Origin of the sequence: Roseateles sp., from assembly GCF_052436255.1 — a bacterium.
GTDB lineage: Bacteria > Pseudomonadota > Gammaproteobacteria > Burkholderiales > Burkholderiaceae_C > Pelomonas.
This window is the reverse complement of record NZ_JBQVNP010000050.1, coordinates 19,051-32,587: the sequence shown is the minus strand read 5'-3', so window position 1 is coordinate 32,587 and position 13,537 is coordinate 19,051. Positions and strand designations below refer to the sequence as shown.

The window sequence follows — 13,537 nt, the reverse complement described above, 5'->3', positions numbered from 1 at the left end:
GTCCATGGACAGCGCCTTCGTCACGGCGCCCACGCCGATACAGCCGCCGGCCGCCCCCGCCCCGGTCATCCCGGACGGCCCGCCCACCGTGCTGATCGCCGACGACTCGGCGGTCGTGCGCACCAAGCTCAAGCGGCTGCTCGAGGGCGCCGGCTTCATCGTCATCCAGGTCAACGACGGCAACGAGGCCATGGCTCAACTGGACGAGAAGCCCCAGATCGCCGTGCTGATCACCGACCTCGAGATGCCCAACAAGGACGGCTTCGAGCTGATTGCCGACGTGCACGGCAGCCTGGCCACCGAGGACCTGCCCGTCATTGCCATCACCGGGCACGACGAATTGCACGGCCGCGTCGGCCAGATCGAGGGTGTCTACGGCATCTTCAAGAAGCCCTGGAACGACCGCGAGCTGCTCAAGCGCGTGGAGTCGCTGGTGCACCTGCGCACTGCGGCCAGCAAGCGCGGCCGCCGCGTCAGCGACCTGAGGCTGCCGCCCGGCGCCTGAGCTGCGCCGCTGGAGGAAAGCTATTGCCAACGCATCGTCGAGGGCCGCTTGTCCGAGCTGGTGGCGCGCGGCGAGCTGTTCGACCCCGGAGGTGGAGTACGCGCCACAGTCGGTCATTGCGCCGCCGCAATCTGACTGGCCCTCGACCGGGCCGGCGTCCTTGCCGGAGACCACGGGGCGGGGCTGACGTCAGTAGGGCTCGCCGGCCTGCGCCCGCGGGGCCAGCAGCGCGGCCGCCGTGGCCAGCGCCAGCGCCATCAGCAGCACGGGCAGGACCTGGCGCGTGGCCGGGTTGAACAACAGGCCCGCCAGCGCCAGCGCCGCGCTGCTGGTCAGCGCATCGCTGAGCTGCAGGGACGAGGTGTTGCTGCCCTGGCTGGCCGGGGGCGACAGCTTGAGCAGCAGCACCGACAGCATCGGAAAGGACAGGCCGATGCCCAGGCCGACGACCGACCAGCCGATGAAGACGACCAGCGAAGGCAGCGCGAACAGCAACGGTGCGATGACGACGAGCACGCCCAGCGCCGCCAGGCCGAAGCCGCACGGCAGCAGGCGCCGCCGGGCCGCCGCGCTCTGCACGCGGGCCTGCAGCGCACTGCCGATGCTCCAGGTGACGGCGCCGGCGCTCAGCGCGATGCCTGCCTGGGTGAGGCTCCAGCCGAAACCCTGCGTCAGCAGCAGCGGCAGGAAGGCCTCGGCACTGGCGAACGTGGCGGCGATGAGGCCGCGCAGCAGGATGACCGTCGGCAGGCCGCGGGCCGCGCGCAAGGTGCCGGCGGGCAGCAGCACGCGGGCGGCGATACCGGCGGCGACGAAGCCCGCCGCGAACAGCAGCGCCGCCCGCATGCCGGTCAGCTGGCTGGCGCCGTGCAAGGTCAGCGCGCCGGCACTGGCCAGCAACGCCCAGCGCATGGCGCCCCAGCGCAGCGCTTGGCCGCTGCCCGAACCGACGCGCCTGAGCGCCGGCAGAATCATCAGCGCCGCTACCGGCACGGCCAGCGCCACGGTGAGGAAGACCGAGCGCCAGCCCAGCGCCTGCACCAGAAAGGCGGCCAGCGCCGGGCCCACCAGCCCGGGCACGACCCAGGCGCCCGCGAACATCGCGAACATCTTGGGGTGCAGCGCCTGCGGCACGACCCGGCCGACTCCGACATACAGCGTCACGCCCAGCATGCCGCTGCCCAGCCCCTGCAGTGCGCGGCCCAACACGAGGGCCGGCATGGCCGTGGCAAAGCCGGCCAGCAGCAGCCCGGCCAGAAACGCGGCCAGGCCAGCCAGCGCCGCGCGATAGGGCCCGCGCTTGTCGCAGAGCTGGCCGGCGGCCGTCATGCCCAGCACCGACGTCGCCAACGTCGCGCCGAAGGCCAGCGCGTAGTAGCGCAGGCCATGCAGGGCCTCGGCCACGGCCGGCATCGCGGTGGCGACGGCGATGGACTCGAAGGCCAGCATGGAGATCAGCGCGACAGCGCCCAGGCAGGCGGCGCGGCGGCCGGGCGCGAAGAGGCCGGTGGGCGCCGCGGCAGCGGGCGCGTCGACGGGGTCGGACAGGTTCATGGCGCGCAGCCTAAAAGCTCAAGCCCACTTCAAGTCAACCGGCCCGGCTGAATATTTCGGCATCCCAGGTCGGCCGATTGACCACCGGGATGTGTGATTGCCGGCGGGCCGCGGCAGGCAGCGCCGCGCGGCGCGACAATTCCGCCATGTCAGTTTCCGTTCTGCATTGCGCCTCGGCCGGCTTCGAGTCGGCCTGCCGAATCCCCGCCCTGCCCGCCTCGCACCGCAGCCATGGCCTGCATGGCCACAGCTATTTCGCCACCGTGCGCACGGCGCTGCCGGCTGGCTGGGCGGCCTTTCCCGGTGGCGAGGTGCAGGCGCTGCGCACCCGCATGATCGGCACGGTGGCGCCGCTGGACCATGCGCTGCTGAACGACTTTCTGCCCGAACCCACCGACGAGAACCTGGCGCGCTGGGTGCGCAGCCGGCTGGCGGTGGATGTGCCCGGCATCGTGCAGGTAGGCGTGCAGAGCACACAGCACTGCGGGGTCGACCTCGATGGCGCCGGCCACGCCCACGTATGGCGCCGCTACCGCTTCCAGGCCGCCCACCAGCTGCCCAACGTGCCGGCGGGCCATCAGTGCGGGCGCATGCATGGCCATGGCTTCGAGGTCATCCTGCATGCGAACGCCGACCTGGGCGAGCGCGACCTGGCGCTGGACTACGACCACCTCGACGAGGTCTGGGCGCCGCTGCACTTCGAGCTGAACTACCGCTGCCTGAACGACATCGCCGGCCTGCACAACCCGACCAGCGAGCGCATCTCGGCCTGGCTGTGGGACCGGCTCAAGCCCGTGCTGCCGGAGCTGAGCTGGGTGACCGTCTATGAGACCGGTTCCAGCGGCGCCAACTTCAACGGCCTGGCCTATCGCATCTGGAAGGAGATGACGCTGGACAGCGCCGTCAGGCTGCGGCACGCGCCTGAAGGGCATCCGCTGGCCGGCACGCACGGCCACACCTTCACGCTGCGCCTGCACCTGGCCGCGCCGCTGGACCAGGTGATGGGCTGGACGGTCGACTTCGGCGATGTGAAGGCCCTGTTCAACCCGCTCTTCAAGCGGCTGGACCACCACCCGCTATACGAGATCGCGGGGCTGCCCGATGGCGACGTGGCGTCGATTGCTGCATGGGTACTGCGTGAGGGCGGCGGCGCGCTGCCGCAGATCGACCGCGTCGACCTGTATGAGACGCGCGGCTCGGGGGCCATCGTCAGCCGGGCTGATTCCGAAGAGTTGATTCCGGTATGACATACAGCGTCAAGGAACTTTTCTACACGCTGCAAGGCGAGGGCGCCCAAGCCGGCCGCGCAGCGGTGTTCTGCCGTTTTGCCGGCTGCAATCTCTGGACCGGACGCGAGCAGGATCGCGCGACGGCGGTCTGCACCTTCTGCGACACCGACTTCGTCGGCACGGACGGCGAGGGCGGCGGCAAGTTCGCAGACGCCGATGCGCTGGCGGATGCGATTGCCAAGGCCTGGCCACGCGGCGCCGCAGGGGCTGCTTCCCTTGACCGTGGGAAGCCTTACGTGGTGTGCACTGGCGGCGAACCGCTGCTGCAACTCGACACCCCGCTGATCGACGCGCTGCACGCGCGCGGCTTCGAAGTCGCCGTCGAGACCAATGGCACGCAAGCGGCTCCCCCGGGCATCGACTGGATCTGCGTCAGCCCCAAGGCCGATGCGCCGCTGGTGCTGACCTCGGGCCACGAGCTCAAGCTCGTCTACCCGCAGCCGCTCGCCCGGCCTGAACGGTTCGCCGGCCTGGACTTCCAGAATTTCTTCCTGCAGCCGATGGATTCGGTGCTGCAGCGCGAACACACCAAGGCGGCAGTGGCCTACTGCATGGCGCATCCGCAGTGGCGGCTGTCGGTGCAGATGCACAAGGTGGTCGGCATCGCCTGAGCACCGTGCTCAACAGCGAGCCTCGCACCACGCGCGTTCAGTCTCGGCAGCAGCCCTCGCCGGCCTCGACGATGAGGCCGTCACGTTTGTCGGCCACTTCATGCCGGTGTCGGCGCCGTTGCCTCTGCAGATGGTTTCGACTGTCGGAGGACCACGCCTCAGCAGCCGGTCTCGCAAGAAAAAGGGAGCCCGCAGGCTCCCTCTCGATGACAGGCCAGCCAGGCTCAGAACCGATATCCGATGCCGAACTTGATGGCCACCGGGTCCAGGGTGGTCTCGATGGTCTGGCCGGTCGACAGGCTGCCCGTCGTCTTGATGAAGGTCTTGCTGACCGCCAGGCTGGCCGACCAGTCCCTGGTGATGTTGTAGGCGGCGCCCACTTCTATGGTCGTGCCGACGCGGCTCTTCATGCGCAGCGTGGTCGGGTTGCCGGCCGTGCCGCCGGTGATTGCCGACAGCGCGGTCGTGGCTCTGGGCTTGAAGAGGTGGTTGTAGGTGACACCCGCGCCGACGAAGGGGCGCAGGCTGCTGCTGGCGCCGCCAAAGCGGTATTGCGCCAGCAGCGTGGTCGGAGCCGCCTTGACAATGCCCAGCTTGCCGACACCCTCGATGGTGCCCGCGCCGATGACGTCATGCTTGAAGGGGCCCGCGACGGCGAGCTCGAAGCTGAGGTTGTCGGTCCAGAAATAGGTGACGCCGCCAGCGAAGGCGCTGGCCTTCTTCACGTCGATCCTGCTGCCCGCCAGGCTGGGTGCGCTGAGGTCGCTGCTGTCGACCTGCGGCGTGACCTGGGCGGCGCCGCCATGGATGACGAAGCTGCCGGCCGACTGGGCCGAGGCGCTGCCGCCGGCGAAGAGGGCGGCGACGGCGGCACCGATAAGGAGCTGGGTGTTCATGAGCTTGTCTCCGAGTGTGGGTGCCGCGGTTTAGAGCCAGCCCTTGGTGGCCAGAGCCTTGCCGATCAGCTGCTGGGTGAGCTGGTGGCCATAGGGCGTGGGGTGGAAGCCGTCGGAGAAGGCATAGGTCTTCCACCAGTCGGCACCGGTCGCGCCGGTCGGCGGCGCGCCGGACAGGGCCGTGGCGGTGCAGGTGGTGAAGGTGTAGCTCGGCAGGCCGTCGCCGCCGACGCCGGTGACGGGGCATGCGGGCACCTTGACGTTGCTGAGCCCGAATTGCGCCGGCGTGGCGACCTGGTCCTGGAACGCCTTGTAGAAGTCGATGACGACGACGTTCTCGTTGCCAGCGAGCTTGGCAGCCAGCTGGGTGTTGAAGGCCGTCATCCAGCCCTGGAACAGGGTCTGTGATTGCGCACGCGCTGCCGTGCCTGCCGCACCGCCGCCGCTGGCTGCGGCGATGCTGTCCAGCACCATCTGGAAACGCGGCGTGAAAGTGATGTCGGGGATGTTCAGCACGACCACCTGCTTTGCACCCTTGTCGAGCACGCTGGCCTTGATGGACGCATGGAACTTGTCGGCCAGGGCCGTCATGTAGGTGGCGCCCAGGCCCGCGGTGCCGGCGGCTCCCCCGCCCAGGCCGGTGCCGATCTGCGTGGGCGTGAGCAGCGTGCCGAGCAGGCCGCGGTAGGCAGCGGCGCCGTCACGTGGGATGTTGAGATAGGCCCCGACGAGATCGGCCGCGTCATTGCCGCCACCGTCGATGATGACCAGGTCGCCCGCGCCATAGCTGCCCGCCGCCGCATAGGCAGCCATCTGGGTACCGATGTTCAGCGGGTTGGTGGGCAGCACGCTGGTGTGCGTGATGCGCCCACCGCCGATCGAGTAGTTGGTGCAGCCGGCAGTCGCGGTATTGACGGCGAAGCTGGTGGCGCCGGTGGCGGCGTAGTAGGGGCACAGCGTCTTGCCGTAGCTGGCCGCCACGCGTTCGGGGTAGATCAGGTTGTCGGGACTCTGGACCGTGAACTTGAAGCCAAAGGTGCCGCTGTCCTGAATGCTGTCGCCGAAGACCTTCACCGAGGTGATGGCGACGCGGGGCGTCGTGTCTGCCGTGCCGCCGCCGCCGCAGCCCGCCACCAGCAGGACGCTCGACACGGCCGCAGCAACAGCGGCAATGCGGGTGAATGAAAGGTTCATGCTTGTCTCCGGGGCGGCACGTTGTCAGTTCGGGAGGGCAACTCTAGCCGCTGCTTCCAGGAAGGCCGTTCGTTTTTGCCGCGGTACGCGTAAAAGACATCCCGGGACGGCCCTGTGCAAGTCTGTGGATGGTTCCGGGACAACCTGGCGGATATCCACAGGCCAAGGCGCGCCGGCCAAGTTGTACCCAAAACGCGTCGGCAAGCGCAGTGGCCCGGCGCACAGGCTTATGCCGCAGCCAAGCGCTTGAGCTGCTTGAGGTTTTTGATCTTGTCCACAGCCGGACACGCGCTCTACTACAACGACTACCTTGAGATCTTGAAACCTGTTTGGAATACATAAGACACTGCTCCATGGATATTCCTACCCTGCAGCGCCGCCTGCGCCAGTTCGCCGCCGACCGCGGCTGGCAGCCCTACCAGACCCCGAAGAACCTTGCGATGGCCATGACGGTGGAAGCCGCCGAGCTGCTGGAAATCTTCCAGTGGCTGACGCCCGAGCAGTCGCTGGACCTGAGCGAAGACCAGCGCCGCCACCTTGGGGAGGAGCTGTCCGACGTGCTGCTGTACCTGGTGCAGATTGCCGACCATGGCGGCGTGGATCTGGATGCTGCCGTCGAGCGCAAGCTGGCCTTGAATGCCATCAAGCACCCGCCCAAGCAGGTCCCGAGTCCGGAGTCTTGATGGAAACCATTGCCGTCATTGACTTCGAGACGACAGGTCTGGGCCCGACCAGCGGTGGCCGCGCGACCGAAGTCGCGGCCGTGTTGGTGCGTGGCGGCGTCATCGTCGACGCCTGGGCCAGCCTGATGAACAGCGGCGCCTGGGTGCCACCGCACATCCAGGCCTTGACGGGCATCAGCAACCAGATGCTGGTCGGTGCGCCGGACGCGGCGAGCGTCATGGGCGAGCTGGCGCGCTTCACCCGGGGCTGCCCGCTGGTCGCGCACAACGCCTCGTTCGACCGGGGTTTCTGGCAGGCCGAGATGCAGCATGCAGGTTTGGCTACCGACCCGGCGCATCAGTTTGCCTGCACCGTGCTCCTGTCGCGCCGGCTCTGGCCCGCAGCCAAGAGCCACGGCCTGGCGGCGATGACGCAGTTCCATGACCTGCGCTTCAACGGCCGTGCCCACCGCGCGATGGCGGATGCCCGCGTGACGGCCGGGTTGCTGCTCAAGGTGCAGGCCGAGATCGGCCGCCGCTTTGCGCTCGACCTGGGCGATGCGGTGGTGGACCACAGCCTGCTCACGCTGCTGCAGCGCACACCGCTGCGCTGGCTCAGGCGCGGCCTGGTTGAGCATGTGAAGGCGCGCCGAAGGCCCGCAGCGCCGGCCGGCTTGCCGGGACCGGTTTCATGCGAGTTGGCTTTCGAGTTGGAGATGGCCGGAAGCGACAACATCCAAGGCGTCGCGGGTTCGCGTGCAGGAAGCCCATAAAAAATTCTGTCAAGGCCCCAGCTCATGGCCTCGGGCCAGGACAATCGCGCCCTTTCGCCCCCGTGCCATTGCTCAAGAGTTCCATGTCCGTGATCCAGGTTCGCCCCGCCACCCTGCGCGATGCCAAGGCCATCGCCGAGATTCACGTCGCTTCCAGCCAGGATGCCTACAAGGCCCTGCTGCCTGTGGCGGCGCTGGATGCCATGTCCGTGCAGAAGCGCCAGGCCTTCTGGCGTGAAGCCATTGACCTCTGCGAGCCACAGGTCATCGTTGCCCATCTGGACAACAAGATCATGGGCTTTGCTGGCTTCGACCGCTCGCGCGACAAGGGCACGCCGGCCACCACGGGCGAGGTCTGGGCCATGTTTGCCGACCCGGTGCACTGGGACAAGGGCGTGGGGCTGGCCCTGTGGGACGCGACGCGCGACGGGCTGCAGGAAGAGGGCTGCACCAAGGCCACCCTGTGGTGCTACCTTCGCAACGAGCGCGCGCTGCGGTTCTTTGAGCTGGCCGGCTTCAAGCGCGAGCTGGGCAGTGCCCGCACGACGGAAGTCGGTGGCGCCCGGGTCGAAGAAATCCGCCTGCATCGCTCCTTGGTCTGAACGGCCGGAGTCATGAAAAAAGCGCCCCGCAGGGCGCTTTTGTTCTTCTCGACTCGAATCAGCCGCGGCGGCGCAGCGCCATGAAGCCGATGGCCAGCAGGCCCGACAGCATCAGTGCATAGGCCTGCGGTTCCGGCACGGCGCTGACGGCCGAGACAGTGACGTAGTCGAAGCGCCAGGTGCCCGTCCCGGCGTAGGCTGAACCCGAGTTGCTGGCCGCGTAGCTGTTGGTGCCGGGCGCGAACGTCGAGACGATGCGCAAGCCGAAGTTCGCGTTGTTGGCAGCACCGGCAATGCCGCTGAGATCCACGCTGCGGTTGTTGAACCAGGTGTCGCCAGCGGCAGCGGTGAACAAGGCGATGTCGTTGAACGTGCTGCCATCCAGCGTGTACTGCACGCGCTCATGGCGTGCCGAGGTATTGCTGTGGCGCAGGTCATAGCTCAGGCTGATGCCCTGCAAGCCGAGCGTGCTGACGTCGAACCTCACTCCGGCCGTGTTGTCGCCAACGCCCTGAGCGCGGTAGCCGGTGGTCTGCAGAGCGGTGTCGTCGACGGTCGCCGGGTCGGAGGAGCCGCCGTTGGCCGAGCCGCTGCCGAAGGCGCCGGTGACGCCGCCGAGCAGGCTCAGCGTGCCGCTGCCGACACTGGGCGACAGGCTGCCGGTGCTGAGGCTGTTGTCGGCAACGACGGAATTGAAGTTCCACTGCGTGACGACGAGTGCCTGTGATGGCAGGGCGGCAGCAGCCAGGAAGAGTGAGAGGATGGTCTTGATCATGAGGGTGGTCACGTGGACGATGGACGGCGACGGGCACCACTCTCGTCAGCCGTCATGACCCCACGATGAAGGGCCAGGGTGGCCCCCCCGAACGCGGGGTTCAGGCGTAGCCTCCGGTGGCCAGCGCCCAGCCGTCGGTCGCGTCGTCGTGGCGCTGGATATGCACCGGGCAGAGCTTCTTGGCCGCGGCGCGTTCGACCAGGCTCTCGGCCTGCTCAGGTGTCAACTGCAGCGCGAAGCGCGACCAGCGCTTGAGCACCAGTGGCAGGGCCCAGGCGTCTTCGAGTGCCCAGCGGATCTGGTGGGGTTCCTGCAGCTCGTTGGCAGCCAGCACGCGTGGCGCCAGCGCGAGCAGGAAGCGGTTGAAGTCGCTGCGCAACGCATCGGTAGGCAGCAAGGCTTCGAGGCGGCTCAGGCGGGCGCTCCAGCCCGGCGTGGCCAGCTGGCGGGTGACCAGGGCTTGCAGGGCCTGGATGGGGTTGAACAGACGCAGGCGGTTGGGCGGCAGCACGCGCAGCGGGATCTGCGCCGCGTCTTCGTGGCTGAGCGGCGTGACGAAGCTGCTCAACACGGCCAGGCGCTCCCAGTCGGCCTGGGTCAGGCCGCCGATGCGGGTGATGGGGCCGGCGGCGCAGCTGGCGGCCATGTCCCCCAGGGCCTGATGGCCTCGTTGACCCTTGGCCCGGTTGGCGCGCCGGCTCATGACCGCCAGGTTGCCGGCCGCATAGCCAGCGTCGTCACGCACGCGGTCGATGCTGCGGCTGTCGTCGCCGAGCAGATCGCGGGTGATGGGGCAGTGTGTGGTGTCGAGCTGGGCCAGGTGATGCGGCGTCAGCTGGATGTCCTCGAAGCTGCGGCCGCGCGCCCAGGCATGGGTGCGCAGGGCCAGCCACCGCTCGACCTGCGGGCTGGCCGGCGTGCGCACGGGGCGGCCGCGGGCCGCCAGCCAGCCGCGCTGCAGCGGCGACTGCGGGTAGAGGTGAGCGATGGGAGGGGTCAGGCCATGCAGGGCGTAGTCGCGGCCCAGGGCCAGGCCGGTGCGCTCATGGGCGCTCACCGCAGTGGGGGCGTCGATCAGTCCGAGGTCGAATTGGACCAGGGCGGGGCGGGTGGCGATCTGGCGATTGAGAACGGCTTGCATGTCGGGCTCCTGGGAGTGAGAGGCACGCCGTGGTTGCGGGCCTTGGCAGCAGTCTCTGAGCCTGGTAGCTCATAAGATGATCCAGCGCAAAAACAACTGTATATATTTTCAGCTCCGCTCACCGCCATGGACCGCACCGAACGCTTCTACAAGATCGAGCACCTGATCCGCTCTCGCGGCTGCGTGTCTTTTGCCGAGCTGATCGAGGCGCTGGAGGTGTCGCCGGCGACGCTCAAGCGCGACCTGGCCTACCTGCGCGAGCGACTGGATGCGCCCATCGAATACGACGCTGGCGACAACGGCTACCGTTTCGGCCAGCAATCGCGCGGTGGCCGCCACGAGCTGCCCGGCGTCTGGTTCAACGAGGCTGAACTGCATGCGCTGCTGACCATGCAGCAGATGCTGGCGGGTCTGGACGAACAGGGCGTGGTCGGTCGTCACCTGCAGCCGATGTTCGACAAGATCACCGGCATGCTCGGCGTGGACACGGCCGAGGCCGATGAGTTGAGGCGTCGCGTCAAGCTCATCGGTACGGCGCGCCGGCGCATGGCCAGCGACAGTTTCGAGACTGTCGGCAGCGCCGTCGTCAAGCGCAAGCGGCTGGCTATCCGCTACCGCAAGAAACGCGATGGCGCCGGCAGTGACCGCGAAGTCTCGCCGCAGCGTCTCGTCCATCACCGCCATGCCTGGTACCTCGACGCCTGGTGCCACGCCAGCGACGCCTACCGCCGCTTTGCGCTCGACGGCATCGAGGCCGCGACGCTGTTGGACACGACGGCCAAGCCGGTTTCGCTGGCCGAGCTGGAGGCGGAGCTGGACCAGGGCTACGGCATTTTTGCAGGCGGCACGCCGCGCGAGGCCGAACTCGTCTTCAGCGCCGAGGCCGCCGCTTGGGTATCGCGCGAGGAATGGCACCCCGCCCAGCGCAGCGATTTCCTGCCCGACGGCCGCTGGCGACTGCGCCTGCCTTACGTCGATGACACCGAACTGCTGATGGACTTGCTGCGCCATGCGGGCCAAGTAGACGTTCTTGCACCACCAGCCTTGCGCCAGGCCTATGCGCAGCGTCTGAGGCAGGCCGTGGCGGCTTTGTAGGACAAGCGCGCGTCATTTCACTCGGGTCTTTTGCGTTGACGGTCAATCGAGTTAGGCTCGACCGCGTCTGATCCACCCCGAGGAGTTATTGATGAGTGATACCACCCAAGCCAAGGAAAAGCTGGCTTCAGATTTCCGTGCAGTGATGACCGACATCGACGCGCTGATGACGGCCACCACCAACAAGGCCGACGGCGAGGTCAAGGCCTTGCGGGCCCGCATCGAGGAGCGCTTGTCCGGTGCCAAGGAGAAGCTGCTGGACGCCCAGCACGAGGCCGTTCAACGCGCCAAGGACGCGGCCATCGCGACCGATGACTATGTGCATGCCAAGCCGTGGCAGGCCATCGGCGCCGCTGCCGCCATCGGGCTGGCGCTGGGCGTGCTGATCGGCCGCCGTTGAGGCGGCGGGTCATTTGAGCGACGCCAAGGAACCCGTCTCCGCGCCGCTGCGGCGGCTCGGTGCTTCGCTATTGACGCTGGGCCGCATCCGGCTCGAGTTGTTCGCCATCGAGGCGCAGGAAGAGAAGGAACGTATTGCCGGATTGCTGCTGTGGGCCGTGCTGGCCGCGCTGCTGGCGGGCTTTGGCGTGCTGATGCTTCTGCTGCTCGTCACCGTGGCGCTGTGGGACAGCCACCGCCTGTTGGCGCTGGGTGGCGGCACTGTCGCGCTGGTCGCTGCTGCGACGTTCGCGGTGCTCAAGGTCAAGCGGCTGATCGATCTGCCCGCCAGCCTGTTCCAAAGCAGCATCGGTGAACTGCGGCAGGACGCCGATGCATTGCGGCGCCAGCCCGGGCCATGATCTCCAGCATCCCGACCGACCCCGCGCTGCGCGCCCGGCGCAAGGCCGATTTGCTGCTCGCCTCGCAGCTGTTGCGCGGCCAGGCCACGCTGGCCATCGACGAACTGGGCGAGCGTGCCGACGACTGGGTGCTGCGCCTGCGGGCCTGGCGCAATGTGCTGTCCAACCCCATCGTGCTGGCGGCAGCGGGCGGCGCGGCGACCTTCTTCGTCACGGCAGGAAAAGGCCGGCGCGGCCGGCTCTGGCGAGGGCTGCGCTGGGCCTGGCTGGCCTGGCGACTCTGGGGCGGCCGCAGGCGCTGAACCGCCAGGCGCGAATCAGTCGGCCGTGCTTGCAGCCAATGGGCTGTCGCGCCCGCGCATGTGCGCGGGAATGCCATCAAGCTCGGCCAGCCACGGCATGGCCGACTGCTGCCAGACCTGTACAGACGGCTTGAGCTGGGCGCGTTCGTTGATGCAGCCCAGCCGGAAGTTGAGCGTCCTGGGCTCATCCGCCTCGGTGGCGAAGAGCTGCGTGCCACAGTCGGCGCAGAAGGCCTGTGCACGCCGGTTCCCGCTGGCGGCCATCTTCACATACTGCTTGGGCAAGCCATGCAGCTCGACCTGCTCGATGGGGACGGGCAGGACGGCGCGGAACGGGCCGCCCGATATGACCTGGCAGTCCGCGCAGTGGCAGACCAGCACCTTGGCAGGGTCGGCTGTCGCCGTGAAATGGATCTTGCCGCAGTGGCACTGACCGGTGATTTGCATGAGCTTGTCCAGGGTGAAACGTCAGTCGGTGGCGTCGAGCCGCTTCATGCGCTCGCTCTGCCAATAGACATCATCCCCACCTAGCCCATCGAGGTTGGCGCGGTTGAGCACCCGGGCCAGCACGAAAAGCAGGTCCGACAGCCGGTTCAGGTACTGGCGCGGTGCGGCGCGGATCTGTTCGGTGGCCGCCAGCATGATGACCGTGCGCTCGGCACGGCGGGCGATCGTGCGGCAGACATGGGCTATCGCCGCGCTGCGCGTGCCGGCCGGCAGGATGAATTCCTTGAGCCGCGGCAGATGCTCGTTGTAGTGCGCCAGTGCCTCGTCCAGGCGCAGCACGGCGGCGTCCTTCAGTAGTTCTCCGCCCGGCCACGACAACTCGCCGCCCAGGTTGAACAGCTCGTGCTGGATGGTGACGATGAGGTCGCGGACGTCGTCGGGCAGCGGCTCGGCCAGCAGCAGGCCGAGGTTGGAGTTCAGCTCGTCGACGTCGCCCATGGCCTGCACGCGCAGGTGGTCCTTGGGTACTCGGCTGCCATCGGACAGGCCGGTGGTGCCGTCATCGCCGGTGCGGGTGGCGATCTGGGAAAGGCGGTTGCCCATGAGTTCTCAATGCCAGCTGTGGAGCCGGCATTGTGCTCAACTGCCGCTTCAGACCTCCTGGGTCGGGTCATGCGCCGCCATCTTCAGAGGCGGCGGTTGGTCGGGCCGGGGGGTGCCGATGAACAGCTCGCGCCAGCGGGCGACGATCATGTCCAGGGGCACTGCGGCGAGCACGATGAGGATCGCGGCGACGATCAGCAACAGCCAGGTCAGGGTGGGGTCCATGCGGGTCTCCCGAAAGCCGTGCCCCCATGCTGTCACTATGGTGCGGCCACTGCAACACAATCT

General features: G+C 68.2%; 18 protein-coding genes. 10 read left to right on the top strand and 8 right to left on the bottom strand.

Annotation, left to right across the window (positions count from 1 at the left end; translation table 11 throughout):
* The coding region (locus tag ACT6S0_RS13355; protein ID WP_444764314.1) for a response regulator at positions 1-505 on the top strand (505 nt) is incomplete at its 5' end.
* 189 nt (positions 506-694) lie between these two features.
* Here the strand turns inward: ACT6S0_RS13355 and ACT6S0_RS13350 are convergent.
* On the bottom strand, positions 695-2,059 hold the full coding sequence (locus ACT6S0_RS13350) for an MFS transporter (protein ID WP_444764313.1): 1,365 nt from the start codon (positions 2,057-2,059) through the stop codon (positions 695-697).
* 146 nt (positions 2,060-2,205) lie between these two features.
* Between ACT6S0_RS13350 and ACT6S0_RS13345 the strand changes: the two genes are divergently transcribed.
* Both ACT6S0_RS13345 and queE read left to right on the top strand, forming a co-directional pair.
* Positions 2,206-3,306 carry a 6-carboxytetrahydropterin synthase gene (locus tag ACT6S0_RS13345; RefSeq protein ID WP_444764312.1) on the top strand — a complete coding sequence of 367 codons (1,101 nt, stop codon included), beginning with the start codon at positions 2,206-2,208 and terminating at the stop codon, positions 3,304-3,306.
* Positions 3,303-3,959, top strand: a complete 657-nt coding sequence (gene queE / locus ACT6S0_RS13340) for a 7-carboxy-7-deazaguanine synthase (protein ID WP_444764311.1) — start codon at positions 3,303-3,305, stop codon at positions 3,957-3,959. The genes ACT6S0_RS13345 and queE overlap by 4 nt, the downstream gene beginning before the upstream one ends.
* Positions 3,960-4,183: 224 nt before the next feature.
* Here the strand turns inward: queE and ACT6S0_RS13335 are convergent, their stop codons facing one another.
* Both ACT6S0_RS13335 and ACT6S0_RS13330 read right to left on the bottom strand, forming a co-directional pair.
* On the bottom strand, positions 4,184-4,855 hold the full coding sequence (locus ACT6S0_RS13335) for an OmpW/AlkL family protein (RefSeq protein WP_444764310.1): 672 nt from the start codon (positions 4,853-4,855) through the stop codon (positions 4,184-4,186).
* 30 nt (positions 4,856-4,885) lie between these two features.
* Entirely contained in the window at positions 4,886-6,049 is a 1,164-nt protein-coding gene (locus tag ACT6S0_RS13330; RefSeq protein ID WP_444764309.1) for an SGNH/GDSL hydrolase family protein, read from the bottom strand.
* A gap of 353 nt (positions 6,050-6,402) precedes the next feature.
* Here ACT6S0_RS13330 and ACT6S0_RS13325 point away from each other — a divergent pair, with 353 nt between their 5' ends.
* From ACT6S0_RS13325 to ACT6S0_RS13315, 3 genes are all read left to right on the top strand, one after another.
* Positions 6,403-6,732 carry a nucleotide pyrophosphohydrolase gene (locus ACT6S0_RS13325; RefSeq protein ID WP_444764308.1) on the top strand — a complete coding sequence of 110 codons (330 nt, stop codon included), beginning with the start codon at positions 6,403-6,405 and terminating at the stop codon, positions 6,730-6,732.
* A complete protein-coding gene (locus ACT6S0_RS13320; protein WP_444764307.1) occupies positions 6,732-7,484 on the top strand; it encodes a 3'-5' exonuclease in 753 nt (250 codons plus the stop codon). The genes ACT6S0_RS13325 and ACT6S0_RS13320 overlap by 1 nt, the downstream gene beginning before the upstream one ends.
* Before the next feature lie 83 nt (positions 7,485-7,567).
* On the top strand, positions 7,568-8,086 hold the full coding sequence (locus tag ACT6S0_RS13315) for a GNAT family N-acetyltransferase (RefSeq protein WP_056267930.1): 519 nt from the start codon (positions 7,568-7,570) through the stop codon (positions 8,084-8,086).
* Between the two features lie 58 nt (positions 8,087-8,144).
* On the opposite strand, the gene ACT6S0_RS13310 is transcribed toward ACT6S0_RS13315, so the two are convergent.
* Positions 8,145-8,873 (bottom strand): PEP-CTERM sorting domain-containing protein, encoded by a 729-nt coding sequence (locus ACT6S0_RS13310; RefSeq protein ID WP_444764306.1) that lies wholly within the window; start codon positions 8,871-8,873, stop codon positions 8,145-8,147.
* 88 nt (positions 8,874-8,961) lie between these two features.
* Positions 8,962-10,002: a hypothetical protein gene (locus ACT6S0_RS13305; RefSeq protein WP_444764305.1), complete on the bottom strand. Its 1,041-nt coding sequence runs from the start codon at positions 10,000-10,002 to the stop codon at positions 8,962-8,964.
* Positions 10,003-10,128: 126 nt separating this feature from the next.
* Between ACT6S0_RS13305 and ACT6S0_RS13300 the strand changes: the two genes are divergently transcribed.
* From ACT6S0_RS13300 to ACT6S0_RS13285, 4 genes are all read left to right on the top strand, one after another.
* On the top strand, positions 10,129-11,097 hold the full coding sequence (locus tag ACT6S0_RS13300) for a helix-turn-helix transcriptional regulator (RefSeq protein ID WP_444764304.1): 969 nt from the start codon (positions 10,129-10,131) through the stop codon (positions 11,095-11,097).
* 91 nt (positions 11,098-11,188) lie between these two features.
* Positions 11,189-11,497 (top strand): DUF883 family protein, encoded by a 309-nt coding sequence (locus ACT6S0_RS13295; protein ID WP_056269009.1) that lies wholly within the window; start codon positions 11,189-11,191, stop codon positions 11,495-11,497.
* Between the two features lie 13 nt (positions 11,498-11,510).
* Positions 11,511-11,897, top strand: a complete 387-nt coding sequence (locus ACT6S0_RS13290; RefSeq protein ID WP_444764303.1) for a phage holin family protein — start codon at positions 11,511-11,513, stop codon at positions 11,895-11,897.
* Complete coding sequence (locus ACT6S0_RS13285) at positions 11,894-12,199, top strand: hypothetical protein (protein ID WP_444764302.1); 306 nt, start codon at positions 11,894-11,896, stop codon at positions 12,197-12,199. Before ACT6S0_RS13290 ends, ACT6S0_RS13285 begins: the two co-directional genes overlap by 4 nt.
* Before the next feature lie 15 nt (positions 12,200-12,214).
* On the opposite strand, the gene ACT6S0_RS13280 is transcribed toward ACT6S0_RS13285, so the two are convergent.
* Genes ACT6S0_RS13280 through ACT6S0_RS13270 form a run of 3 tightly spaced genes read right to left on the bottom strand, consistent with a single transcriptional unit; the run spans position 12,215 to position 13,474 of the window.
* Positions 12,215-12,646, bottom strand: a complete 432-nt coding sequence (locus ACT6S0_RS13280) for a GFA family protein (protein ID WP_444764301.1) — start codon at positions 12,644-12,646, stop codon at positions 12,215-12,217.
* A 21-nt stretch (positions 12,647-12,667) separates the two neighbouring features.
* On the bottom strand, positions 12,668-13,249 hold the full coding sequence (locus ACT6S0_RS13275; RefSeq protein WP_444764300.1) for a cob(I)yrinic acid a,c-diamide adenosyltransferase: 582 nt from the start codon (positions 13,247-13,249) through the stop codon (positions 12,668-12,670).
* 48 nt (positions 13,250-13,297) lie between these two features.
* Positions 13,298-13,474 (bottom strand): hypothetical protein, encoded by a 177-nt coding sequence (locus ACT6S0_RS13270; protein ID WP_444764299.1) that lies wholly within the window; start codon positions 13,472-13,474, stop codon positions 13,298-13,300.
* Positions 13,475-13,537 lie beyond the last annotated feature (63 nt).